Annotated in this window: 13 protein-coding genes and 1 pseudogene; 9 read left to right on the top strand and 5 right to left on the bottom strand. The window is 74.8% G+C overall.

Going from position 1 to position 24,894, the window contains the following annotated elements:
- Window positions 1-106 precede the first annotated feature (106 nt).
- The 3 genes from AB8A24_RS29560 to AB8A24_RS29570 are packed head-to-tail and all read left to right on the top strand — an operon-like array spanning window position 107 to window position 7,226.
- The gene (locus AB8A24_RS29560) at window positions 107-3,397 is read left to right on the top strand and encodes an ABC transporter permease (RefSeq protein WP_328960251.1); all 3,291 of its coding nucleotides are present in this window, start codon (window positions 107-109) and stop codon (window positions 3,395-3,397) included.
- Complete coding sequence (locus AB8A24_RS29565; RefSeq protein WP_369478050.1) at window positions 3,394-6,270, top strand: hypothetical protein; 2,877 nt, start codon at window positions 3,394-3,396, stop codon at window positions 6,268-6,270. Before AB8A24_RS29560 ends, AB8A24_RS29565 begins: the two co-directional genes overlap by 4 nt.
- Window positions 6,271-6,296: 26 nt before the next feature.
- Complete coding sequence (locus AB8A24_RS29570; protein WP_328965774.1) at window positions 6,297-7,226, top strand: ABC transporter ATP-binding protein; 930 nt, start codon at window positions 6,297-6,299, stop codon at window positions 7,224-7,226.
- Between the two features lie 473 nt (window positions 7,227-7,699).
- Here the strand turns inward: AB8A24_RS29570 and AB8A24_RS29575 are convergent, their stop codons facing one another.
- Window positions 7,700-8,617, bottom strand: a complete 918-nt coding sequence (locus tag AB8A24_RS29575) for an NAD(P)-dependent oxidoreductase (protein ID WP_369478051.1) — start codon at window positions 8,615-8,617, stop codon at window positions 7,700-7,702.
- A gap of 132 nt (window positions 8,618-8,749) precedes the next feature.
- On the opposite strand from AB8A24_RS29575, the gene AB8A24_RS29580 reads away from it, so the two are divergent.
- Window positions 8,750-12,163: a BTAD domain-containing putative transcriptional regulator gene (locus tag AB8A24_RS29580; protein WP_369478052.1), complete on the top strand. Its 3,414-nt coding sequence runs from the start codon at window positions 8,750-8,752 to the stop codon at window positions 12,161-12,163.
- A 31-nt stretch (window positions 12,164-12,194) separates the two neighbouring features.
- Here AB8A24_RS29580 and AB8A24_RS29585 read toward each other — a convergent pair whose 3' ends face one another.
- A complete protein-coding gene (locus tag AB8A24_RS29585) occupies window positions 12,195-13,199 on the bottom strand; it encodes a LacI family DNA-binding transcriptional regulator (protein WP_328960247.1) in 1,005 nt (334 codons plus the stop codon).
- Window positions 13,200-13,407: 208 nt separating this feature from the next.
- Between AB8A24_RS29585 and AB8A24_RS29590 the strand changes: the two genes are divergently transcribed.
- Together AB8A24_RS29590 and AB8A24_RS29595 are read left to right on the top strand one after the other, a co-directional pair.
- Window positions 13,408-14,352 (top strand): nitrilase-related carbon-nitrogen hydrolase, encoded by a 945-nt coding sequence (locus tag AB8A24_RS29590; protein WP_328960246.1) that lies wholly within the window; start codon window positions 13,408-13,410, stop codon window positions 14,350-14,352.
- Window positions 14,353-14,616: 264 nt separating this feature from the next.
- A pseudogene (locus AB8A24_RS29595) lies at window positions 14,617-14,955 on the top strand (hypothetical protein); the annotation flags it as partial.
- On the opposite strand, the gene AB8A24_RS29600 reads toward AB8A24_RS29595, so the two are convergent.
- A complete protein-coding gene (locus AB8A24_RS29600; protein WP_369478053.1) occupies window positions 14,876-15,874 on the bottom strand; it encodes a hypothetical protein in 999 nt (332 codons plus the stop codon). The pseudogene AB8A24_RS29595 and the gene AB8A24_RS29600 sit on opposite strands and share 80 nt — an antisense overlap.
- Window positions 15,875-16,462: 588 nt before the next feature.
- Here AB8A24_RS29600 and AB8A24_RS29605 point away from each other — a divergent pair.
- Both AB8A24_RS29605 and AB8A24_RS29610 read left to right on the top strand, forming a co-directional pair.
- A complete protein-coding gene (locus AB8A24_RS29605) occupies window positions 16,463-18,604 on the top strand; it encodes a PIG-L family deacetylase (RefSeq protein WP_369478054.1) in 2,142 nt (713 codons plus the stop codon).
- Window positions 18,605-18,784: 180 nt separating this feature from the next.
- Window positions 18,785-19,222, top strand: a complete 438-nt coding sequence (locus tag AB8A24_RS29610) for a hypothetical protein (RefSeq protein ID WP_328960243.1) — start codon at window positions 18,785-18,787, stop codon at window positions 19,220-19,222.
- Window positions 19,223-19,250: 28 nt separating this feature from the next.
- Here AB8A24_RS29610 and AB8A24_RS29615 read toward each other — a convergent pair whose 3' ends face one another.
- On the bottom strand, window positions 19,251-20,729 hold the full coding sequence (locus AB8A24_RS29615) for a hypothetical protein (protein WP_369478055.1): 1,479 nt from the start codon (window positions 20,727-20,729) through the stop codon (window positions 19,251-19,253).
- A gap of 332 nt (window positions 20,730-21,061) precedes the next feature.
- On the opposite strand from AB8A24_RS29615, the gene AB8A24_RS29620 reads away from it, so the two are divergent.
- The gene (locus AB8A24_RS29620) at window positions 21,062-22,558 is read left to right on the top strand and encodes a DUF6056 family protein (protein ID WP_369478056.1); all 1,497 of its coding nucleotides are present in this window, start codon (window positions 21,062-21,064) and stop codon (window positions 22,556-22,558) included.
- Window positions 22,559-22,900: 342 nt separating this feature from the next.
- On the opposite strand, the gene AB8A24_RS29625 is transcribed toward AB8A24_RS29620, so the two are convergent.
- Window positions 22,901-24,894, bottom strand: a 1,994-nt coding sequence (locus AB8A24_RS29625; RefSeq protein ID WP_369478057.1) for a sulfite reductase flavoprotein subunit alpha, incomplete at its 5' end; no start/stop codon positions are given.

Raw genomic sequence — 24,894 nt, forward strand, 5'->3', positions numbered from 1 at the left:
GCATCTGTCGCACCAATCACGCAAGCCCCTTCCCTCTCTCGCGCACATCTGACAGCATCGTCCGCTATCCGGTACCGAGGGTCCGGACGGGGGAGGAATTCAACACGTGCTCGGCTTCGTCGTGCGCCGACTGCGCGGGCGATGGCCGCTCGCCGTCGCCGTGCTGCTCACCGTACTGATCACCGCGACCACACTGACCGCGCTGACGGCATTCACCCGTGGCGTGGGCGAAGAAGGGCTCCGGCGGGCCCTGACCGGGGCAGAACAGTCCCGGACGACCGTCCTGATCACCAGCGGCCGGCCCGCCGACTCCCGCGCCAAGGACGACGCGTCCGTACGGGCCTTCGCGGACGAGGTGTTCGGGCGGCTCCCGGTGGCCTCCGAGAGCGTCGCCCGCAGCCGGTCGTACGGTCTGCCCGGTGCCGCCGCCTCCGGCCGAGACGCCGACCTGACCGTGCTCGCCGCTCTCGGCAAGGACCACGTACAGCTGCTCGCCGGTGCGTGGCCCGGGCCGGTCGCCGCACCCCAGGGCGCCGGCGCCCAGGCCGCCGCGACCCAGGTCGCCGTGCCGCGCGCGGCGCTCGTCCGACTCGGCCTCGCCGAGTCCGCGCTGCCCGCACCGGTCCGGCTGGACGACCGGTTCGGCGGACCTCCGTTGACCGTGCTGGTCACCGGCGTGTACCGGGCCGCCGAACCGGACGCCGCGTACTGGCGGCTCGACCCGCTCGGCGGCCGCGAGGTCCAGGCCGACACCTTCGCCATCTACGGCCCGCTCCTGGTGGACGACAGCGCCTTCACCACCGGCGGCCTCCTGCAGGACCACCGCCTCACGCTGCTCACCCCGGACCTGCGCACGGTCCGAGCCGACGAGGCCGAGGCCGTACGGACCGCCACCGACCCCGCGAGCGCCACCCTCGAACGCGTCGGCTCGCTGCGGACCGCCACCGAACTGCCCAAACTGCTGGCCGAGCTGAGCGCCGGCACGGTCGTCGCCCGCTCCACCCTGCTCATGGGCGCCCTCCAGCTCACCGTCCTGTCGACCGCCGCCCTGCTCCTCGTCGCGCACATCCTGACCGTCCGCCAGGAACCGGAACGGGTCCTGCTCACCGCGCGCGGCGCCTCCCGACGCCGGCTCGGCGCGCTCACCGCGACCGAGTCGCTGCTGCTCGCCCTGCCCGCGGCCGTCCTGGCGCCCCTGCTCACACCGCCCCTGCTGCGGCTGTTCGGCCGCTTCGGCCCCCTCGGGCGGGTCCACCTGGAGATCCCGGACACCTGGCTGGTCTGGCCGGTCGCCGGCGGCTGCGCCCTGGCCTGCGTCCTGCTGACGACCCTGCCCTCCGTCCTGCGCGGGGCCTCGGCCGCCGTACTGCGCCGCGTGGGCAGCCGCCAGGCCCTGGTGACGGGCGCCGCCCGCTCCGGCGTCGACCTGGCCGTCCTGGTCCTCGCCGTCCTCGGCTACCAGCAACTCGCGCGGTACGGCGGTACGGACGCCCCCGCATCCGGGGCCTCCGCCGGCGGCGCGCTCGGGGTCGACCCCGTCCTGGTCGCCGCTCCCGCCCTGGCCCTGTGCGGGGGCACGCTGCTGGTCCTGCGCCTGCTGCCGTTCGCGGCGCGGGCCGGGGGACGGCTGGCGGCCCGCGGCCGGAGCCTGGGCCCCGCCCTCTTCGGCTGGCAGCTCGCCCGACGGCCCGGCCGGGCCACCGGGCCCGTGCTGCTGCTCGTACTCGCCGTCGCCAGCGGGATCCTGGCGCTCGGCCAGCACGTCGGCTGGTCCGCGTCCCAGCGCGACCAGGCCGACTTCGCGACCGCCGGCGGCCTGCGGATCTCCGGCAGCAGCATGTCCCCGATGGGGCAGGGCGGACGCTACGCGGCCCTGCCCGGCGGCGACCGCCTCGTTCCGGTGGTCCGCCGCGAGCAGAAGCTGCCGGACGGCAACCCCGCCGACATCGTCGCACTGGACGCCGTCAAGACCGGTGAACGCGTCCCGCTCCGCCCGGACCTGCGCGGCGGCCACGGCATGAGCGAGCTGTTCACCCCGCTCGCCGCCGGTGGCCCGGGCGCCCCGGCCGCCCCCGCGAGCCCCGGCGTCGCCCTGCCCGGCTCCCCGCGCCGGATCGACCTCGACGTATCGGTCCGGACCTCCGCCATGAGCTGGTCCGCCGTGAGCCTGCTGCTGCGCGACCGGTTCGGGGCGACGTACGGGACGGCCTCGGTCACCCTGCCCGCCGCCGGCGACGCCACCCTCACGTTCTCCCTCGACGCGCTGACCGGCGCCCCGGTCGGCTCGGCGGCCACCCCGCTCACCCTGGCGGGGATACGCCTCTCGTACGCCGGGGACGGCGACCAACCGGGCGACGGCAGCGAACTGGCCGTGCACCGGATCGCCACCTCCGACACCGCGGACGGCGCCGCCACCGCCGTCACCGCACCCGCGGACGCCACCGGCTGGCGGACCTCCCTCCCGCAAGGGAAGAGCTCCCCGAGGACCCCCGAGCCGATCCCGGTCCCGGCCGGCTCCACGGACCTGCTGCGGCTGCGCTACTGGGGCGGCTTCAGCACCCTGCAGGGCATCACCACCGTGGTGTTCCCGACCCCCGCCGAGCCGACCCCCGTCGCCGTCCCCGCGGTCGCCACCACCCGCTACCTGCGGTCCCTGGGCGCCTCCGTGGGCGATACCGTCCCCGTGACGCTGGACGGCGCCGCGGTCCAGATGCGGATCACCGCCTCCGTGGACTCCCTCCCCGTGGTCGGCCGCTCGGCCCTCGCCGTCGACCTGCACGTGCTCGGCCGGTTCCTGCTGGAGTCAGTGGGCCAGCAGCCGGCCTCGCCCACCGAGTGGTGGCTGCCCGCCGAGTCGGCCGCCGACCCGGTCCCGGCCCGCGCGGCGACGCAACTGCGCGACGGTGCCCGGATCGAGCGCGTCCAACTGCGCGAGGAGATCACCGAGCGGCTGCTCGACGACCCGCTGAGCGCAGGCCCGCAGAGCGCCCTGGCCGCCCTCGCCGCCGCGTGCGCGGTCCTGGCGGCCATCGGCTTCGCGACCTCCACCGCCGCCGAACGACGGGTCCGAGGACGGGAGTTCTCGGTGCTGCTCGCCCTCGGGACCCCGCGCCGCTCGCTGGCTCTGGCGTCCGCCGCCGAGGGCGGGGTGCTGATCGCCATCGGGTCCGCGGTCGGAGCCGGGCTGGGTGTCGCCCTCGTCCATCTGATGGCGCCGCTGGTCGTGCTGACGCCCGCCGCCGGGCGGCCCTTCCCACCCGTGCGAGTGGACATGCCGTTCTGGCAGACCGTGCTCACGGTCGCCGCCATCGCAGCCGTTCCCCTGCTGTCGGCCGCGCTCAGCGGCCCCCGCGGCCGCGACATCGCCGCCCGGCTGCGTCCCGTGGAGGAGATGTGACCACCCCGCCGTCCACCGCCCGGTCTTCCGCCACCCGGCCGTCGTCCACCCTGCCCTCGTCCACGGCCCCGCGGCCCGCGCCCTGGGTCAGGACCCGGCTGCGGGCGGCGCCGCTGGCCACCCTGCTCGGTGCCGCGCTGGCCTTCGTCGCCGTGCTGCTGGCCGCCGCGCTGCCGCGCGCCCAGGACCGGGGCGCCGACCAGGCCCTGCGGTCCTTCCTGGAACGCAGCGCGGCCGGCAACACCAGCCTGCAGGTGACCGCGCCCTCCCCGGGCACCGGGCAGAGCGCCCAGGCCCTGGACGCCACGCTGGAGAAACTGCTCGGGCCGACCGGATCCACCTTCCGCGTGGACCCGGACAAGACGATCCACGGCGCGCGCACCACCAAGCGGCAGGAGCTGCTGAATCCGGAACTCTCCCGCCCCTCCGGCCTTCCGCCCAGCATGAACCTCCTGCACGTCCGCCAGGCGGAGGCCCATGTGAAGCTGGCGGAGGGGAAGTGGCCCAGCAGCTCACCCACGGCCCCCGCGCAGGCCGCCCCCGGGGAGACGGCGCCCCTGCAGGTCGTCCTCTCGCAGAAGGCCGCCGCGACCCTCGGCGCCCGCGTCGGATCCGTCCTGAAGATCGCGGCCCGGGTCGACGGCACACCGTCCGTCGAGGTCGTCGGTCTCTACGCGGTCCTCGACGAGACCGACGACTTCTGGACGGACAACCTGGGGTGCCTCGCCCGCGCGTGCGAGCACTTCTACAACGAGAGCCTCGCCTGGGACGTCGACGCCCTCGTCGGCACCGGGGACCTCGACCGGATGGCCAACTGGAGCCGCACCGCCGAGGACTTCTGGCAGCTGCCGGTGGACGTCGGCCGGCTGCGGGCCGACCGGCTCGACGCCACGAGGAAGGACATCGCCTCCTACATCGCCGGGCCCACCGCCGCCACCCTCGCCCGGGAGACGGGCCGCGCCCGGCTGCACACCACCTCCTGGCTGCCCGAGCGGCTCGAAGAGGCCCGCGCCCGGACCCAGGCCGCCGCGCCGCTCGCCGCGATCGGCCCCGCCGGGGTCGGCGGCGTCGCCTTCGTCGTCCTGTGCCTGGCCGGCGCGCTCGCGGCCGACCGCCGCGACGCCGAACTGCGCCTGCTGCTCGCACGTGGTGGCTCGCGCGCCGCCATCGTCGGCCGGCTCCTCGGCGAGGGCGCCGTCACCGTGTTCCCGGCGGCCGCGGCCGCCACCGCGCTCGCCGTCCTGCTGCTGCCCACCCCCCGGCTCGCGCCCGCGTTGCTCTCGGCCACGGCCGTGGCCCTGCTCGCTTTGCTGGCCTTCCCCGTACGGGCGGCCGTACTGCTGACCCCGGCCCGCCCGGCCGGGCGGTGGCGCAGGCCCGTGGCCGAACTGCTCGTCCTCATCGCCACCGTCGCAGCCGTGGTGGAGGTCCGCCGCCGCGGGGTCGCCCCGCCCGGCAGCGACCTCGACCCGCTGCTGATCGCGGCCCCGCTGCTGCTCGCCCTGTGCGGGGGACTGCTGCTGGCCCGGCTCCAGCCGGTGATCACCGGCTGCCTCGCCCGGGCGGCCGGCCGCAGCTCCGGACTGGTCGGCTTCCTCGGACTCGCCCGGGCCGCCCGCGGCTCGGGGGCCACCGGCCGCACCGGACCCTCCGTTCTGCCGATGATCGCGTTGCTCCTCGCCATCACCACCGGCGGATTCGGCGCCGCCGTGCTGCAGTCGGTGGACTCGTCCCGGCTGGGAGTGGCCAGGCTGACCGTCGGAGGCGACGCGGCGATCTCCGCGTACGGGAAGTCCCCACTCCCGGCGGGGCTCGCGAAGTCCGCGGGCGAGCTGCCGGGCGTACGGACGTCCGTCCCGCTGTGGATCGACCACGACTCCTCCCTGCACGGCACCACCGTGAGATCCAGTCAGGTCACCGTGGTCGTCGCCGACCCGGCCGCGTACGCGGAGCTGTCCCGGGTCCTCGGCTGCGGATCCTTCGACCCCGCCCTGCTGGCCACCGCCGGTGCGTCGGCCGCCGATGCCCCGGTGCCCGCGCTGTTCAGCGCGAGCCTGGCCGGCCAGGCCGTGCAGGGCGGCACGTACACGGTGCAGCCCGGCGACGGCGGGGAGCTGAAGGTACGGGTCGCGGGAACGATCGACTGCACCCCGGCCCATCCGGCACGGGACGCCGCGACCGTCGTCCTGCCGACGGGAGCCGCCACGGACCTCATGGGCGGCGCCGACCACCCGAACCGGTGGCTCGGCATCGGTGACGTCGACGGTGACCGGCTGCGCGCGCTCGTCCGCTCCAAGCTCCCGGCGCCGTCCGGAACTCCCGCCCCGGCCCCGGCTCCGATCCCCGGTTCCGGTTCCGCCGCGGGCCCGGCCCCGCTCGACGAGCCGTACCCCGTGAGCACCAGCGCCGAGGCCGTCACCGCCCTGGGCTCCGATCCACTGCAGCGCTCGGCACAACGCCTCTTCTGGGCCTCCATGGCCGGAGCGGCGGGCTTCGCCCTGCTGGCCGTGCTGCTGACGCTGATGCGGGCCGTCCCCGAACGCGCCGCGCTGCTGGCCCGGCTGCGCACCATGGGCCTGCGTCGCAGGCAGGGCGTGGCGCTGATCCTCGCCGAGACCCTGCCGCAGACCCTGGCCGCGACGCTCGGCGGGGCACTGGTGGCCGCCGCCGCGGTGGCCCTGCTGGGCCCGGCGATCGACCTGTCCACGCTGGTCGGCGCCCATGTGCCGAACGGAGTGCGGCTCACGGCCGGGCCCGTACTGACCCAGGCCCTGGGCCTGGCCGCCCTGGTCGCCGCGGCCGTGTTCGTGGAGGCGGCGACAACCGGGCGACGGCAGATCACCAACGAGTTGAGAGCGGGAGACCAGCGTTGAACACCGACCAGCCGACGTACGAGGAGCTGCGCCGCCGGGCGACGGCCGTCGCGGAGCCGCGCACCCCGGCGGCGGACGCCGCGATCGCTTGCGACCGCCTGGTCCGGATCTTCAGCCAGGATGGCATCGAGGTACAGGCCCTCCAAGGGCTGGAGCTGACGGTCGACCAAGGCGACCTGATGGCCCTGGTCGGAGCCTCCGGCAGCGGCAAGTCCACCCTCTTGAACATCCTGGCGGGCCTGGACGTCCCCACGGCCGGCAGCGCGGCGGTCGCCGGCTACGACCTGCTGGAACTGTCGGCGCGGGACCGGCTGCGCTACCGGCGCGAAGCGGTCGGCTTCGTCTTCCAGCAGACGGCCCGCAACCTGCTGCCGTTCCTGACGGCCGCCCAGAACGTCGCCCTGCCGATGCAGTTGAAGGGCGACAGCCCCCGCCGCGGCGCGAGCGCACGCCGCGCGACCAAGGTCGCGGAGATCCTGGAGGCCCTCGGGATCGGCGAACTGGCGCACCGGCGCCCGGCGGAACTCTCCGGCGGCCAGCAGCAGCGCGTGGCGATCGCCGTGGCGATGGCGAACGACCCCAAGGTGCTGCTCGCCGACGAACCCACAGGCGAACTGGACTCGGAGACGGCCGCGGCGGTCTTCGAGACCTTCCGGACGGTGAACAAGGAACTCGGCGTGACGGTGGTCATCGTGACGCACGACCCGATGGTGGCGGGCGAGGTCCGCCGGACCGTGGCGATCCGCGACGGCCGCACCAGCAGCGAGGTCCTGCGCCGGCTGGTCACCGACGAGCACGGCGAGGAATCCATCAGCGAACGCGAGTACGTCGTCCTCGACCGCTCCGGGCGCGTCCAGCTCCCGCCGAAGTTCCTGGAGGCCCTCGGCATGGAACACCGCGTGGCGGTCGACCTCGCCCCGGACCACATAGAACTGCGCCCGGACGGCGCCCACTGAAGAGGAGCGACGACGCGTCGCGTGGCCATGAGGGTGGACCGGACCACTCCGAGCTGCGCGCGCCCACGGTGGACGACGACCGGGCGGCGGTAGGGACGGTTCGTCGGATCGAGTACATCGGTCGCTCCTCTTGCTCGTTCGTCTGACCTCCCCAAGGTCCCACGACGTGTGACGCACCGTCATCACTCCCCGGAGCGGTCCCCGAACTCATACCTGGGAGCCACCCGCACCGGATCCGGCCCGCCGCACGGAGCGCAGCCGGTCGGCATCCGCGTGGTCGAGCGCGATCCGACCACACCTCCCGGCCCCGGCACGAGTACCCGGTCGATCGCTGTCGCGGTGTCCGGATCCATGGTTCCGTCTCGCCCTGGCGTCAGGTGATGATCTACGCGGTCGATGTGAGCGACGGCAGAAGCTCGACCGACCTTCAGGTCCAGCGGATCCTGTGCGGAACGGGCGTCGGGCGTCGCGGGTCACACACCGTCGGCGCGCAGCGATTCCACGGCCCTGGCCAGACTGGACGCGGCGTGTCCCGCGCGGATCTGGTCCTCGAAGAGCCGCAGCAGCGGCGCCAGCAGGTCCGTCTGCAGTCCCTGGGCCTCGGTCGCCGAGAGGATGTTGCGCAGTCCCACCGCGTTGATCTCCAGGTTGGAGGTGGTGGTCGTGTAGTCCTTCGCGTCGATCTCCTCCGCGAAGGCCGGCAGCGCGTCCGCGGCCGCGGTCAGCCAACGCACCAGCGGGCGGGTCAGTTCCGCCGCCCCGATCCCCTCCGTGCCGGCGAACGCCACCGCCTGGAAGAACCCGGCGAACATCCCGTACATGCCGCTCAGCAGAGCGGTGTCGTACACGGAGGACAGCTCGGGGGCCGGACCTACGAGGCTGCCCTCGCCGATCGTGTCGAGGACCGCACGGTAGCTCCGGTACGCCGCCTCGTCGCCGCTGTAGAGAACGAAGGCGGCGGAGGTGCCGATGGTCTGGGGCACCGCGTACACCGCGCCGTCCAGGTACGCGGCCCGCTGGTCCGTCGCCCAGGCGCCGAGGGCCCGAGCGGCCGACGGGGTGCCGGTGGTCAGGTTGACGATCGTACGCCCGGCCAGCACCCCCGCCGCCGGCCGCAGGAGCTCACCGACCGTGTCGTAGTCCAGTACCGCGACGACGACGAGCTCTCCCGCCGCCACGGCATCGGTGGGCGTGGCAGCGAGGGACGCCCCACGCTCCACCAGGCGGTCGGCCTTGCCCGCCGAGCGGTTCCAGACCGTGACCGGATGACCTTGCGTCAGAAAGGCCTCGGCCAGGGCCTGGCCGAGGTTGCCCAGGCCGATGACACCGACCGGGATCCTGTGGGTGGCGGTGGCGGTGGCGGTGGCGGTGGCGGTGGCGGTTGCGCTCATGACTGTTCTCTCCTCGGGTCGTTGCTGCTGTCGAACGGGACCCACCCTGCGGGTCCGCGCTGCCGGTTGCCTGTCGGTCCGCTGTCGGTCCGCTGCCGGTCCGCCGCCGACCGGCCGGTTAGGGTGATCGACATGCGCGTGGGGGTTCTGGGGCCGCTGATGATGTGGACGGGCGACGGCAGCGACGGCAGCGGCGTCGGCGAGCCCGTGGCCGTGACCGGGGCGCGGGTGCGCAGGCTGCTCGCCCGACTGCTGGTCGAACCGGGCCGCCCCGTCTCCGCCGACCGGCTGGTGGACGCGCTGTGGGGCGGCCCTGAAGCCGAGTTGCCGCTCCACCCGTACGCGAGCCTCCAAGGGCAGGTCTCGCGGTTGCGCGCCGCCCTCGAACGCGCGGCACCGGCGGACGGGCGCGGGCGACTGCTCCGTGACGCGAGCGGGTACCGGCTGGAGCCCGCGCCCGGGGAGTTGGACGCGCAGCGGTTCGCCGAGCTGGCCGCCGGCGCCCGCGCCCAGGGCCTCGCCCCGCGACCGCGTGCCGCATTGCTGGGCGAGGCCCTCTCCTTGTGGCGCGGCGAGGCCTACGCGGGCCACACCGACGACCCGGCCGTGCGGGCCGCGGCCGCCCGGCTGGAGGAGGAACGGCTCTCCGCACTCGAGGAGTTGCTCGGCCTGCGCGTGTCACTGGGTGAGCAGCACGCCGTACTCGGCGAGCTCGACCAGCTCGTCGCCGCCCATCCGCTGCGCGAGCGCCTGCGCGCGGTCCAGCTGCGCGCGCTGTACCGCGCCGGCCGGCAGACGCAGGCGCTGGAGAGCTACGAGGTCCTGCGCGGCCGCCTCGCCCAGGACCTCGGGCTGGACCCGGGCCGCGAGCTGACGGCGCTGCGGCAGGCGATCCTCCGCCAGGACGCCGACCTCGACCGTCCACCCCATGAAGAGAACGTGGGAACGACAGGCGATGCCCGGCCTTTGGACCCCGGCGGCGTGCCGCCGGCCGCCCCGCGCGCCACACCGCGCGCCGCGCACGTCCGAGCGGTCGGACAGCTTCCCGAGCCGCTCACCCGCCTCGTCGGCCGCGACGCCGACCTCGTCGCCGTCGGCGCCCTGTCGGCGCACTCCCGGCTGGTCACCGTCACCGGACCCGGCGGCGTCGGCAAGACCCGTCTGGCGGTCGCCCACGCCGACCAGGCGTCCACCCGCCACCCGGACGGCGCCTGGCTGGTCGAGCTCGCACCGCTCCCCGTGGGCGCTCCGGCCGACGCCGTGGCCACCGCGGTGTTGCGAACCCTGGGCGTACGCGGCCCCGAGGGAGACCCGACCGCGGGAGGGGAGGGTCAACGGCCCGACGCGCTGCGGCTGCTCGTGGCCGCCCTCCGGGAGCGCCGGATCCTGCTGCTGCTCGACAACTGCGAGCACCTGTCCGACGCCGTCGCCGACGTGCTGGAGGCGGTACTCCCGCAGGCACCCGGGCTTTCGGTACTGGTCACCGGCCAGGAACCGCTCGCCCTGGTGGGGGAGGCGGTGCATCCGTTGGCGCCCCTCGCACCCGCCGATGCCGTCGCCCTGTTCACGGCCCGCGCCGGGCTCCCGCCGGACCGCACGACCACGCCCGAGGACACGGCGGCCGTGGCGGCCCTGTGCGGACGGCTCGACGGGCTGCCGCTGGCCCTGGAACTGGCCGCCGCCCGGGCCCGGGCCCTGGGCGTGCACGGTCTCCTCGCCGGACTCGACGACCGGTTCACCCTCCTGTCACGGGGGCTGCGCGGGGTACCCCCGCGCCAGCGGACGCTGCGCGCGGTGATCGACTGGAGCTGGGCGCTGCTCGGCGGCGCGGAGGAGGCCGTACTCCGAAGGCTGTCCGTACACGGCGGTGACGCCTCCGCGGAGGCCGCGGGCGTCGTGTGCTCGGACGCGGCCTCGGACGTACCGGAACACCAGGTGCCGCTGCTGCTCGACCGTCTGGTGGAGCGCTCGCTCGTGGTCCTGGTCGACCGTCCGGAAGGCCGGCGCTACCGACTGCTGGATTCCGTCAAGGACTACGCACGGGAACGGCTGCGCGCGGCCGGCGAGGAGGCGGAGGTCCGTGCCCGGCACGGTGCGTACTACCGGGAGCTGGCGCTGCGCGCCGAACCGTTGCTGCGCGGCCCCCGCCAGCGGCTCTGGCTCGCCCGGCTGGACGCCGCCGAGGCGGAGCTGCACCCGGCGGTCGAGGAGGCCCTGGCGCACGGCCGGGTGGTACCCGCCCTGCGGGCGGCGCGCGCCCTGGCCCGGTACCGGCTGCTGCGCGGCGGACCCGCGGAGGGCGGCCGGCTGCTCGACGCCTGCCTCGCCGCGGAGCGCGACCACACCGCGCACCCCGACCACACCGCGCACCCCGACCACATCGCGCACCCCGACCACCCCGACCATCCCGCAGACCCGCCGGCGGGAGAGCGGATCGCCGCCACCGCGCTGGCCACGGCCTGGCGGGCCGGCCTGACCCTCTGGGAAGGCACGCCGCACGCCGCCGAAGGCCTGTTGCGGAGCGCGGCGGCCACCCTCGACGCGCGGGAGGTGGCGGAACACGACCCGCTGGGCCACGCACACGCCCTGAGCTTCCTGGCCTCCGCGCAGATGGGCGCGGGAGACGTGGCCACGGGCGAGGAACTCGCCGACCGGGCGTCGGCCGTCGCCGAGGGGATCGGTGACGCCTGGGGGACCGCCCTCGCCCTGAGCGTGCGCGCCCGGCACGCCCTCGCGCACGGCGACCTGGCCGCGGTCCGCCGCGACGCGGAGCGCGCGGCCCGCCTGTTCGGCGGACTGGGCGACCGCTGGGGCATGTTGCAGACGGTCTTCCCCCGTGCCGCGCTCCACGAGATCGCAGGAGAGTACCCGCAGGCGTCCCGGTTGCACGAGGAGGGGCTGGCCATCGCCGAGGAGCTGGGGCTGCGGACCGAGGCCGGCAAACGGCTGTGCGCCCTGGGCCGGTCGGCACTCCTGGCGGGTGCGTACGAGGAGAGCCGGCGACGGCACGCGGACGCCCTGCGGCTGGCCAGGGAACAGGGCCACCGGGCCGGGGAGGCCGACGCCCGGATCGGACTCGCCATGGTCGCCCGCCGCACCGGCGACCTCGCCGCCGCCGAGGAGCACATGCGGGCGGTGCTGGCATGGTTCCGGGACGCCGACTACGGGCCGGGTACGACGCTCGCCCTCGCCGAACTGGGCTTCACCGCCGAGCTACGGGGGGACCCGGACCGGGCCCGGGCCCTGCATCGTGAAGGGCTCGCGGCCGCACGAGCGCTGGGTGACGTACGTGCCGTGGCCCTCGCCCTGGAGGGCCTGGCGGGCACGGCAGCGGCCGCCGGAGAGCCCGAGCGGGCGGCACGGCTGCTCGGCGCCGCCGACGCGGCCCGCGCCTCGGTCGGGGCTCCGCTGCCGGCCGCCGAACGGCACGACGTGGACCGGACCTGGTCGACCTGCTTGTCGGCACTGGGCAGAAGGGCGGCCGAAGCGGCCTTCGCGCTCGGCGCCACGCACCCGCCCGAGGCCGAACCGGCCGCCGGCAACTGAGCGTTGCCGGGCTGTCGGCTCCCCGCGGAGGTCAGGCGCGGGGGCCGGTGGTGGACGGCCTGGTTTCGAGGACCCAGGTGTGGTGGCGGACGGTGTCGGGCTCGGCGCGGCCGGCGAGGATGTCGCAGAGCAGCGCCGCGCAAGCCCGCCCGTAGTCGGCCGGGCGCAGGTCGACCGCCGTGACAGGCGGGTTCGCGCCCCGGTTCGCGGTGCCGTCGACGCAGGAGGCGACCAGCAGGTCGGCGCCCACCGTGCGGCCGAGGTCGGCCGCGGCGCGCAGGGTTCCGGGAGCGGCTCCGTCGGGGGCGCAGAGCACGGCGTCGATCCCGGGGTCGGTCGCGAGCAGCCGTCGGGTGGCGGTCTCGGTGTCGGCCGCGGTCGCCGCGAACGGCACGGTGTGCAGGGTGACTTCGGTCCGGTGCGCGGCGCCCCAGCCGGCTGCCGTCTCGCGCAGGGCCTGGGCCCAGGCGGAGGTTCCCTCGGGGGCGAGCAGGGCGGGGCGGCGGGCCCCGCGGTCGCGCACGTGGTCGAGGAGGGCGGTGAGGGAGGCGGCGTTGTCGCAGACGACGGCGCCGGTGGGGGTGGGGGAGGGGCCGAGGTAGCGCTCGCCGGTGACGACGGGGACGCCCGCGTCGAGCAGCCCCGGTACGGCGCTGTCGCCGACCTCGGGGTCGATGACGAGGAGCCCGTCGACCCGCGAGGCGAGCGGGCCGGAGGCGGCGCCGGCCGGGGCGAGCAGGACCACGTCCAGGCCCTCCTCCTGGGCGCGCTGGACGGCGCCGAAGGCCAGGTTCATGTAGTAGTCCAGCCGGGTCGCGGTCTGCGGCAGGTGCAGGCCGACGGCTCCGGTGCTGGAGCGGCGCAGTCGCCGGGCGGCGCTGTTGGGGCGGTACCCGAGTTCCTCCGCGACCGCGCGGACCCGGTCCCGGGTGGCTTCCGCGACCCGGCCGGAGCCCTGGAGCGCGTCGGAGACGGTGCTCTTGGAGACGCCGGCGGCGCGGGCGACATCGAGCAGGGTCACGGCAGGTGGGGTCACGCCCGCATTCTAGACGCCCGGTCCGGCCTTGCCGGAACGTTCCGGCACGTCTACATTCATGTTCTGCCGGAACGTTCCGGCATCCCCGTATCCGGCCCGCCCGCCGCACCGTGGCACCCAGCACCGTGACACCCGCCCCTTGACCGATCCTTTCCGTATCCCGCATTCTGACTGAAATTTCAGTCAGATCTTCGAAAGCAGCCCGCCCGTGACCTCGTACGCGCTCCTCACCTCCTTCGGATCCCCGCTCGGCTCCCCGGGCCGCACCCAGCCCGGCGAGCGCGAACCGCTGCGCGTCGGCCTCGTCCAGATGCGCTGGTACGCCGACGCCACCGAGCACGACGACCGGCTCCGCGAGGGCGTGGCGCTGGCCGCCGCGCAGGGCGCCACGATCGTCTGCCTCCCCGAGCTCACCCGTAGCCCCTACTTCTGCAACACCGACGACCCCATGGCCGACGGCGCCGCCCGCTACCTGGAGGACGTGGAGACCGGCCCCACCGTCGCCCTCGCGGCAGAGCTGGCCACCGAGCTCGGCATCACCGTCCACGCCTCCCTCTACGAGCGCGCCGAGGACGGCGGCCTCGGCTACAACACCGCCGTCTGCGTGGACTCCGGTGGCAAGCTGATCGCCCGGACCCGTAAGAACCACATCCCCGCGTTCCCCGGCTACCGCGAGGACCTGTGCTTCCGCCCCGGCGACAGCGGCTTCCCGGTCGTCGCCCACCAGGGCGCCCGCCTCGGCTTCCCCACCTGCTGGGACGAGTGGTTCCCCGAGCTCGCCCGCGCCTACTCCCTGGCCGGCGCCGAGATCCTCGTCCACCCCACCGCCATCGGATCCGAGGTCGACCTGCCCGACTTCGACACCCGCCCGATGTGGGAGCACGCCATCACCGCCAACGGCCTGGCCAACGCGCTCTTCGCCATCGTGCCCAACCGCGTCGGCACCGAGGGCCGCTCCACCTTCTACGGCTCCTCCTTCATCTCCGACCCCTACGGCCGCGTCATGCTGCGCGCCCCGCGCGACCGCGAGGCCGTCCTCGTCGCCGACCTCGACCTCGACCAGCGCCGCGACTGGCTGGAGTTCGGCCTCATGCGCACCCGCCGCCCCGGGCTCTACGGCAGCCTCACCGAACGGCTGGACGCGGGAGCCTAGTGCTGTGGCCGGGAAGGTTTGCCGGGTCGCGGTGTCCGGTGCGGTGCATCGCAAGGCGGAGGGCCGCGGGCCGTACCGGACGTACTTCCGTGGTCCGACGACGCGGCGAGGTGCCGTACCGGGCGCCGTGACCCGGTGGACCTTCCCGGCCACAGCACTAGACACCCCCGAGGGTCCCTTCCCGTGTCGGGCAAGGGGCCTTGGGACTCGTCGGAGCGATCACCGGGGTGTCCAGACGTCAGGGCGCGGCTTCCTCGCCAGGACGAGGCGGCCATGCGCGCGGTGGGAGCCACCGACGAGGAGATCGCCCGTGAGATGGTCGACATGCGCGACCAGGCCAAGGAGATCACCCGGGCCGGCATGACCCCGGAGGAGGTCCCCGTCCTGGAGGCGCGGAACATCGCCAAGTACGGCTCCTGGCAGGCGGTTACCGACGCCTTCATCCGGACCGGTTACGCCGTGGACCGCGAACTCGGCCTCGAATGCCGACCCTGTCCCCCGTACCGCCGACGGTGCGAGAGGGTCACCGGGGTGCGACGGCTCCGGAGTCCGGTGTCTGCTGGAGTCCGGAGGCGTCGACCGCCTCGAAGTCCGACCCCTTGAAGGCCTTGAGTCCGTCGAGCTGGGCGTTGTCCCAACCGGCGTTCTCCTCGCCGGTGATGTACCAGGGCGACCCGTTGTCCGCGACGATGGCGCCGTACTTCTTGAGCGCGTCGGCCACGGCCTTGGCCTGCAAGGCCAGCCCCGAGGTGTCCACCGAGCTCTTGAGCCGCAGCCGCAGCCCCATCGGAGGCAGCGAGCTGTCCGCCGCCTCGCCCGCCTGGTGCCTCGCGGGCCAGACGTAGCTCTGGTCGGAGCGCGGCACGGTGATGCGGATCGCGTGGTCGATCCGCCCGCCGGCCGCCTCCTCGTAGCGCGCCAGGCCGGGGAGGATGGCGAGGCCGGCGGCATCGGCGGAGGTCCATCCCTCGGGCCGCAGGGCGTTGGACCGCAGGTCGAAGATCGCTCCCGAGCCCGCGTGCCAGGCGTTGCCGCCCTGCCGCTCGGCGTCGAAGAGCTCGTAGGACTTGCACAGGGCCTTGTCCCAGACGACGACGTGCCGGTCCCCGTCGCTCGCCGGACCGTTCTCGACCCTGGCGTCCGGCGGGATCCGGTAGCCGGACGTGTCGCTCTCCTCGGCGTAGTCCAGGGACACCTTCGATTCCGGCACGGTGGTCTGCGAGACGGTGATGGGAATACCGAAGGGCCGGCCTTCCACGAGCCCCGATCCGAAATCCGGGTGAAGGGGCTCGGTGGCACCGATCGAGGCGACGTACTGGTCGGACTTCGGGTGTACGGGCAGTCCGTCCACGGGAGCGTGCCAGAAACTGTCCGACGGCGCCGTGGGGCAGGCGGGTGCTTTCCCGCCTGCTTTCCCGCCGGGATCGGCGGCTCCGGACAGCAGGCAGGCGGCGGTCACGGTGACGACCGTGGCGATGGCTGGGATTCCCTTGCGCGGGCGCGATCTCGTGATGCGCTTCATTGGCATCGGTTGTCCTAAGTGCCGGTCGAACGACTCGATCTGCCCGAGCGGAATGCCGAGAATCCACCGTCTCGGCGGTTCGCGTCTCGGCGGTTCAGCCTTTTCGGTGGCTTCCGTCCATGTTAATGCCGGGGCCATCGAGGTGCCTGACCTCCGGAGCCGTCTCGTCGGCCGGTCGCCGGTCGCCGGTCGCCGGTCGTAGGCCGCCCGCCGCGGCGCTGGTGAGAGCTGCGTCACTGCCGCCACCGGTCGGCCAGGGGTGTGGAATGCGCCACTTGTGGGGGTCGGTGGCGAAGAGGTCGGCACGCTCGGCGGTCGTGCCGATCCCGTACAACCCGCACGTGGCCAGCACATACGCCGGTTCCGGCCTGTTATCCGGGCCAACCGCATAAATGTCTGAAAATGGGACAAAACTTAGCGTTTCTCCCACAACTCCCTTTGCGGTCATAAGTGACTTGATGGTGTGTCAGCCCCCAACGTGCGGGACATAATCGGCCCCGGTCGTCTCCGGAAGCACTGGAGCCATCGGGACACCGATCGACCTCCCAGGCGGATCGCCGCACCGGACCGACCCTCAAGGCGCTGTACATGTCCCTGGCCCGCCGCACCCGACTCGCGGCCCTGCTCGCCGCGTTCTCCGTCGGCACCGCCGGCGTGACGGCCTGGGCCTACGGACACGAAACCGAGCGCCCGCAGGTGGCCCCCGCGGCGGTGATCGCCGCGAGCGTGACCGAGGGCTCCGCCCTGCAGGTCGTCGCGCACCCCGACGACGACCTCTTCTTCATGAACCCCGACCTCAGCCGTTCCATATCCACCGGCATCAAGGTCACCACCGTCTACCTGACCTCCGGCGAGTCCGACGGCAGGAACGAGGCCCACAGTCCGCACCTCCAGGACGCCGCCGCCCCCGCCGACCGCGCCGCCTACGCCGAGGCCCGGCAGAACGGCATACGCGCCGCCTACGCGCAGATGGCCACCGGCGACCGCGCCAGCGCCTGGCAGCGCAAGGCCGTACCCACCGCCGGCGGCGGCAGCGCCGAGGTCGACGTCCTGGTCGCCCGTCCCGAGGTCAACCTCGTGTGGATGGAGCTGCGCGAGGCCCGCAGCATCTCCGGGGACAACCCCGAGAGCCTCCGTGGCCTGTGGGACGGCCGGACCCCCGCCCTGGGCGCCCAGCTGACCTCCGGGACGCCGGTCAAGGACTGGTTCTCCTACACCAAGGACCAGGCCGTGGCGGCCATAGCGGGCGTGTTCGAGGCGTACCGGCCGACGACGATACGGACGCAGGACCCGACCCCCGGGCGGGCGGACGGCGGCGGCGCCTTCCTCGACCACCAGGACCACATGTACGGCGCCCGCTTCGTGCAGGCCGCCGCCGAGCGCTATGCCCGGACCACGGACCGGCCGCACTTCTCGGTCCAGAACTACGTGAGCTACCCGAACAGCTCACTGCCGCCGACCCTCGACCCGCAGACGGCCGAGGAGAAGCTCGGCTACCTCAAGACCTACGCCTGGACCGACCACCAGGACTGGTGCGGCAGCCCCGCCGGCTGCGGCGACCGCAAGACCGCGACCCGGCCCACCGGCGCCGGCTGGAGCCAGACCATCCGCTACAGCCGCGGTGACGGCACCTCCTGGATGACCGAGGGCGTCTCCGGACGGCTGTGGGCCTTCGCCGCGCTCGACGGCCGCATGGCGTACTGGTCGCGCAGCGGCCCGCAGGCCCTCTGGCAGGGCCCCGAGTTCCTGCCCGGCGACGGCATCGACTCCGGGGCCGCGGCCGTCCGCCTCTGGGACGGCCGGATCGGCGTGTTCGCCACCCGCACCACCCTGGGCGCGACGCCCCAGGAGTACGGCCGGGAGATCGTCTACGCCGTCCAGGACACGGTCGACGGTGCATTCGGCCCGTGGCGGTCGCTGGGCACCCCGGACACCGTGGACAGGCCCGGCACCTCGGCGATCAGCGGCCCGTCCGTCGCCGTCGACGACGAGGGCCGGATGACGGTGTACGTCCGCGACTCCCGGCGGACGCTGCGCGCCCGGGCGCAGGAGACCCCGGGCGGCGACTTCGGGGCCTGGCAGGCCCTGGGCGGCTCCGGCCTCCAGGGCGATCCGGTCACCGCGACCGACGCGTCGGGGCGCCGCCACGTGTACGCGGCCACGGCCGGGTCCGTGCTGGCCTGGGTCCAGCCGGCGCCGGACGCCCCCTTCGGCGGCCCCGTGTCCACCGGGCTGCCCCAGACGACGGGCGCGCTCTCCGTGCGCCCGGAGGGCGACGGCGTCCGGCTGTTCTTCCGCCGGCCCGGCATCGGCACCGTCGCCACGAGCCTGGCCCGCGCGGGCGGGCCCGCGCCCGAGTTCTCCCCGGTCGCCGAGGCCGGCGGGCTCGGCGGGTACGGCGCCGTGGGCATAGCGGGCGACCTCCTCGCCGGCCGGGCGGGCGCGGGCACGGTCGGGGTCGTGGCCACCGACCCTCCGCAGCCCTGGCAGGAGTCCCAGATGCTGTACACCGGCGCCCCGGCCGGTGTGGCCGAAGGAGCCGGTACGGCCGTCGCCGCGGCGCTCGGCCTGGACGCCGATCTGCACGTGATCACGACGGCCCCCGCGGGAGGCGCCACGCCGCCCGGCAGCCGGACCCCCGCCCCGTGGCACCGCGCCGTCCAGCCCTGGACGCTCGCGCAGGCCAGCCGCCCCGGCTCGACCGTCGCCGGGGGACAACCCCCGCGCTGACCTGCGCCGCGGTCCCGGTCCGCCGGGTGGCAGCCCGGAGTGGGGCGGGTGAGGATGGCAGCCGACCACCTCGCGCAGCCGGCGCGGCCGCACTCGGACCAACGGGCGATCGGGGCTTCCATGACCCCTCCTCTCATCTCGTGCCGACGCATGTGCCCGGGGGCCGGAACGATGCGCGCCGTGGCCGCCCTCGCCGCCTGCACGGCCCTGGTGGCCGGCTGCGGCAACGAGACCGCGCCCGACTGGGCGTACCCGGAACTCGGCAAGACCCTCCGCTCGCTCTCCCGCGATCTCGACGAAGCCTGTGGACGGACGGAGACCCCCGAGAGCTGCGCGCAGGACCTCGACAGGCTCACGGCACCGACCGAGCGGGCTTTCGCCCAGGTCCTGGACCACAGGCTGCTCGATGTCGCAACCGTGGCGGCGATGAACGCACTGGACCGGGCCAGAGAGGTACGCGTCGCCGCCGCGCGGGAGGCCCGGTCGCGGCAGGATCCCCACCACCTCCCCCTCGCCCGCGCGGTGGCGGCCGAGAAGCGCGCGTACCAGAACCTGCTGGCCGAGCTGGAGCGCCTGCGCACCGCCCCACCGCCCGGTGACGGAACGGATCCGGTCTGACGGCTGCCGGGCGGGAGGGGGAGCGTGGCTACGGCCTCAGGGGCGGTGCGGTGAGCGCCCCACCGTCGAGTGCCACCAAGGTGAGGGCGACGATCGAGCCCGTCCAGGCCAGTGGCGCGACCGACGAGGGCCGGCCCGCCCGGTCCACCTTCTCGGGCAGCTCCCCGAGCGGGTTCCGCTTGGCGAGGACCCAGTCCAGGACCGGCCCGGCCTTCGCCGCGTTCCCCGTCGCCGCCCATGCGAGAGCGAAGAAGGAGGTGCTCGGGGTCCAGGCGTTCGCACCCCAGGGCGCCGTCGGATCGTTCCCGGGGGTGAGCCCCCCGTTGGGCAGGAGCAGCGCCCGGTAGGTGCTGTCCAGCGCCCGGGGCAGGTCGGCCGGGGCCGTGTTGAACGGGGGCGCCATGAAGGCCACAGCGCTGTCCCGGCCGTGCTGTCCGTCGACGGTGCGCTGATAGCCGAGCGGGGCGAACCTCCGGGAGATCCCGGCGGAGAGCCGCCCCGCGGCGCCGGACCAGCGGGCCGCGTCCTGCGGTCGGTCCAGCTCGCCGGCGAGGTCCGCGGCGGCGTTGAGCCCGGCGAGCAGGGGGGCTGCCGTGCCGATGTTCGTGGTGGTCGTCGTCACCTCCCAGTAGTCCGGGGAAGCCGGGGGCAGCCCGTCCGCCCCGAGGGAGGCCGTCGCGCGGTCGGCCGCCTTGCGGATCATCGGGTAGAGGGCGGTCAGCCGGGCGAGGCGGGTGGCGGGCGGCGCCGTCCGGTACCACTGCCAGGTGGCCCAGGGGACCCAGCCGTTGGCGTCGAGCTGCCACCGCCGGCTGTCGGGCGGCCCGGACCCGTCGAGTTCCGTCCGCGCCTCCCAGGTGCCGTCCTCGCGCTGCGTCGCGGCGCTGTAGCGCAGGATCCGGTAGGCCTCGGCGTCGTGGCCGGTGTGCGCGAACGCGGCGGAGGCGAAGCTGGAGTCGCGCGGCCAGGAGTACATCCAGCCGGGGGACCAGCCGGCCGCCATGGACCCGTTCGGTCGCAGCAGGGCGCGCATGGCCAGCAGGGCCCGCTCGGCCGCCGCGCGCCGGGTCGTCGAGCTGCCAGGCACCCGGCCGGCGGCCAGCCAGGCACGGCTCTCGGCGATCTGCAGCCGGGCCGTCGGATCTTCCGGGGCCACCACGACCGACGCCGTCCGCCCGGCGGGGAGGTAGCGCCACCGGCCGGACAGCAGCCGCAGTACGTGGCTCCGCTCGACGTACCGTGCGCCCCCGGCGAGGGCGGGTGGGACGCCCTCGGCGGCGGTGGTGTTGGAGAGGACCCCGACGGAGGGGGCGACGAGCATCGACAGCGGCGCGTAGCGGCCCTCGGCATCGCCGTGGCTCTGGTGTCCGAGGGGCCGGACGAAGAACGCCGGCCGCTCTTCCTCGGCCGGCCGGCCGGCCGAGCTCCCCGCGACGCACACCGGGAGGGCGACGCTCGCGAGGGCCGCCGTGACGGCCGCCCAGCGGACGAGCGGGGCAGCAGGCATCGCCACTCCTTCTGTCGGGCTTCCGTGCGCGCGGCCCCCGGAGCTCCCATCGTGGGCCTGCGGTGCGGCGCCCGCCACGACATGCCCGCCGGCCGGGTGACACGGAACGACGGACGGAGCAACGGACGGAGCAACGGAGCGCCGGCCGTGGATGGGGCGAACGCGCCCGTGGCACACGGCTGGAGGGCCGCGGGCCCGGTCCCGGCGGCGCTCCTCTCGGATGCCGGTGGGCGGCGGACCGTGCAGATTGGGTGGGACCGGAACCGGCCGGCGCATCAGCCGTCGCACGTCGCACGTCGGCCCGGCCGCGCTTCGCTACGAAGGGCTGGTGGATGAGCACAGCTTCGACCGAGGGGAATCGCCGGTTCGTCCGCAGGCTCCTGCCGGTCGCGGGCGGCTCCCTCGTGGCGGCGGCCGGCGCCCTGATCGCCGTCGGCTGCTTCCTCGGCCTCTACGTACGGCCCACCTCGGACGACTGGTGCGCCGCCTGGAAGTCCCGCGACATGGGCGTCCTCGGCATCACGCACGACTTCTACGCCACCCAGAACGGCCGGATCACCAACGCCTTCCTGAGCGGCATCATCTACGGCGACGGACTCGCCGGGGTGAAGATCCTGCCGACCGTCATCGCCGTCGTCCTCACCGTCGGCCTCGTGCTGCTCGGGATCCAGTTCCTGCGGTGCCTCGGCGTGAAACCTCCGGTGCTGCTCCTGCTCGCCGCCGCCCTGGCCGTCCAGGCCCTGATCTACTTCGGCGGCACCCGCAGCTATCAGGTCCTGTTGTGGGCGCCGGCCACGATCTCCCACACCATTCCGAGCGTCATCGGGATATGGGCGCTCCTGCTGGGCATCTGGACCGTCCGGCAGCCCCGGGCCGCCGTCCGCGCGGGCGGCTTCGCCGCGGCGTTCCTGATCGGGTTCGCGATCGGCACCCTGAGCGAGTCGTTCTCCCTCGTCAGCGGCCTTCTCGCGGCCTGCCTGGGACTGCTGGCCGTGCCCCGCCTGGGGTTGGCGCGGACCTGGCATCCGTTCACCTGGTGCCTGCTCTGGTGCTCCGGGGTCGTCTGCGGACTGGTCGTGCTCACCACGTCCCCCGGCGCCCGGTGGCGCCGCGCCCAGCAGCCGGCCAAGGAGTCCATGCTCTCCGCGGGCGAACTCCGAGGCACCTACGAGGACTGGCTGCGGATGTGGGACACCGTCACCGGCCAATGGGCCTACCTCGGAGCCGCCGCCGTCGGCCTCCTGCTGGGCCTGGGAGCCGGGCTCGCGGCGCGCGTGCCCGCCCCCGGGAAGCGGGAGTCGGACCGGGCCGTCCCGCGCCCGATGCTGGTCGCCCTCCTCCTGCTGCCGGTGCTCGTGGTGGTGCTGGGGTCGTTCGCGGTGGTCGTGGGGCTGCGCAGCGGCTACGGACCGACCGGATGGACGTACGCCCGGACCTGGACGAACTACCTCGTACCGATGGAACTGGCGCTGTGCGCCTACGGGGTCCTGCTGGGCGTGTGGGCCCGCCGGTTCCTGGCGCGCCGGGGCGTCGCCGTGGTCCTGCCCGCGGGCATCGTGGTCGCGGCCGGACTGACGCTGGCCTCGCTGGCCGTGCTCGTCCCGAGCGTCAAGCAGCTCACCACCGCCACGGTCACCCGCGCGGTGGCCTGGGACGCGCAGAACTCCCGCATCCGGACCGAGGCGGCGAGGGGTGCCACCGATCTCGGGTACCAGCCGATGTACATCGGGAGCCTGGCCGAGCCCTTCTTCACGTCCGACTACCGCCGGGACTGGGTCGCGGCCTGTGTCTCCAGCTGGTACGGCATCGAGCGGATCCACCGCCTCTGAGCACGGCCGTGCGGGTTCAGCCGTGCGGCCGGTGCGGCCGTGCCGGGCGGCGGCAGCCAACATGGCCGGGGTGCCCGCGCGGACGGTGCCCCTGCGTGATGCCGCCGGACTCACCCTGGCCGACGGCCTGCCCACCCTGCGGCCGCTCCCGGGCTTCGACACGGCCGCGATGGACGGCAGTGCCATCCGGCCACGTCCAGCCCGACGTGGCCGCGAGCGCCTGCCGAAGACGAGGGTCGAGGCGAATCCGGCCTCGGACACCGCGAGCACCGAACCGAGTTCCGCGGCGACGACGTCGTCCTCGGACCGACGCGCGACCGGTACGCCGTCCGGTACGCGCGCTCAGTACACGTCGCGACCGTACCGCTTGGCGGCGGACAGCTGCTTCAGGTACGCGGCGGCCTCGTCCGCGTCGAGTCCGCCGTGCGTCATGGCGACATCGCGCAGCGCCCGGTCCACATCCTTGGCCATCCTGCTCGCGTCGCCGCACACGTAGAAGTGGGCGCCGTCCTGCAGCCACGACCACAGCTGGGCACCGTGCTCGCGCATCCGGTCCTGGACGTAGACCTTGGTCCGCTGGTCGCGGGAGAACGCCAGGTCGAGCCGGCTGAGCGTGCCGTGCCGGTGGAGTTCCTCCAGCTCCTCGCGGTAGTAGAAGTCGGTGGCGCGGCGCTGCTCCCCGAAGAACAGCCAGTTCCGGCCTTGATGCCCGAGCGCCCGGCGGTGTTCGAGGAAGGCCATGAACGGTGCCACGCCCGTCCCCGGCCCGACCATGATCGCCGGGGTGTCCGCGTCCGCGGGCGGGCGGAAGTGCGCCGAGCTCTGCACGAACAGCGGTACGGGCGTGCCCGGTTCGGCGTCCGCGAGGAAGGTGGAGGCGACGCCCTTTCGGTGGTGGCCGCCCGGCCCCTCGTAGCGCAGGACCGAGACGGTCAGGCTGACCTCGCGCGGGTCGACGAGCGGGCTGGAGGAGATCGAGTAGAGGCGTGGTCCGAGGCGCCGCAGCCGCTCGGCCCACTCCTGGGCGCCGATCCGGACCGGGAACTCGGCCAGGACGTCGACGGGTTGACGCCCCCAGGTCCACCGGGCGAGGCCGTCCTTGTTGTCGGGGCGGGTCAGCCGCTTGAGCGTACGGTCGCCGGTGTGCTCGGTGATGAAGCGCAGCAGGTCGGGCGTGAGTCGGGTGATGTCCAGGTGCCGGTGGAGCGCCTCGGCGAACGGCATGGGGTCGCGGCCGGGTACGGCCACCTCCGTGTCCGGGGAGAGGCCGGTGACGGCCAGCCATTGCGTCACCAGGTCCGGGCAGTTGACCGGCTGCACCCCGAGCGCGTCGCCGGCCTCGTACGCCGGGCCGTCCTCACCCAGGTCGAACGTGAACCGGCGGACCTCCTTGGTGGCCCCGGGCAGGCTGAGCAGCCGGTTGCCGGAGAGCCGGGCGGTGTAGGGGGAGTTGCGGTCCGCCGCGGGCCGGGTCCGCTCGGCGCGCTCCGGAGCCGGGGCGGCCGCGAGGGCCTCGCGCACCTGCTCCAGCCACCGCCGCGCGGGCTCCTCGTAGTCGGGCTCGCAGTCCGTACGGGGCAGCAGGCGCCGGCCGCCGAGCTCTTCGAGGCGCTGGTCGAGCCGCCGACCGTGGCCGCAGAAGGCGTCGTAGGCGGAGTCGCCGAGGGCGAGCACCGCGTACCGGACGTCCTGGAGGCGGGGCGCGTCGGCGGCGGTGAGGGAATCCCAGAACACGGTTCCGTTGTCCGGTGCGTCGCCGTCGCCGAAGGTGCTGGTGACGACCAGCAGATCGGTGCCGGGTGTCAGAGCGGCTGTGGTGCGGTCCGCCATGCTGTGCACGCTCGCCGGGGCGCGGCTCCCGGCCAGAGCCGCTCCTACGGTGGCCGCGAGCTCCTCGGCGTTGCCCGTCTGCGAGGCCCACAGGATCACGGTCTGCCGGGTCGGCCGGTCCGGGGCGGCGGGAGCGGCGGCTGGCGCGGCGGCCGGCGCGGCCGGGGGAGCGGCAGCCAGAGCGGCGGCCGTACGCCAATACGTACCGGCGAGGACACCGTCGACCCAGAGCGCGTGCCCGGCCTCGAAGGGGGCGCCGGCGGGAAGCGAGGGGATGCCCGTGCCGGGTGGGGAGGTGGCGAGCCCGGCGAGGAATCCGGCGAGGTACTGGCGCTCCCGGTCGGAGAGGGCCGGCGGTGTGTGGTCGTCCACCCCGAACAGGGAGGCGAGGGCGGCGGTCGCGGGGGCCGCTGCGGGACGGGCCGGCGTGGCGGCGGCGGTGGCGGTGGCGGTACCGGCGCCGGGCGGGGTCGGTCCGGTGGTGAGGTCGCCGGGGCCGCCGGGGC

Origin of the sequence: Streptomyces sp. BF23-19 (assembly GCF_041106355.1) — a bacterium.
Classification (GTDB): Bacteria; Actinomycetota; Actinomycetes; order Streptomycetales; family Streptomycetaceae; genus Streptomyces; species Streptomyces virginiae_A.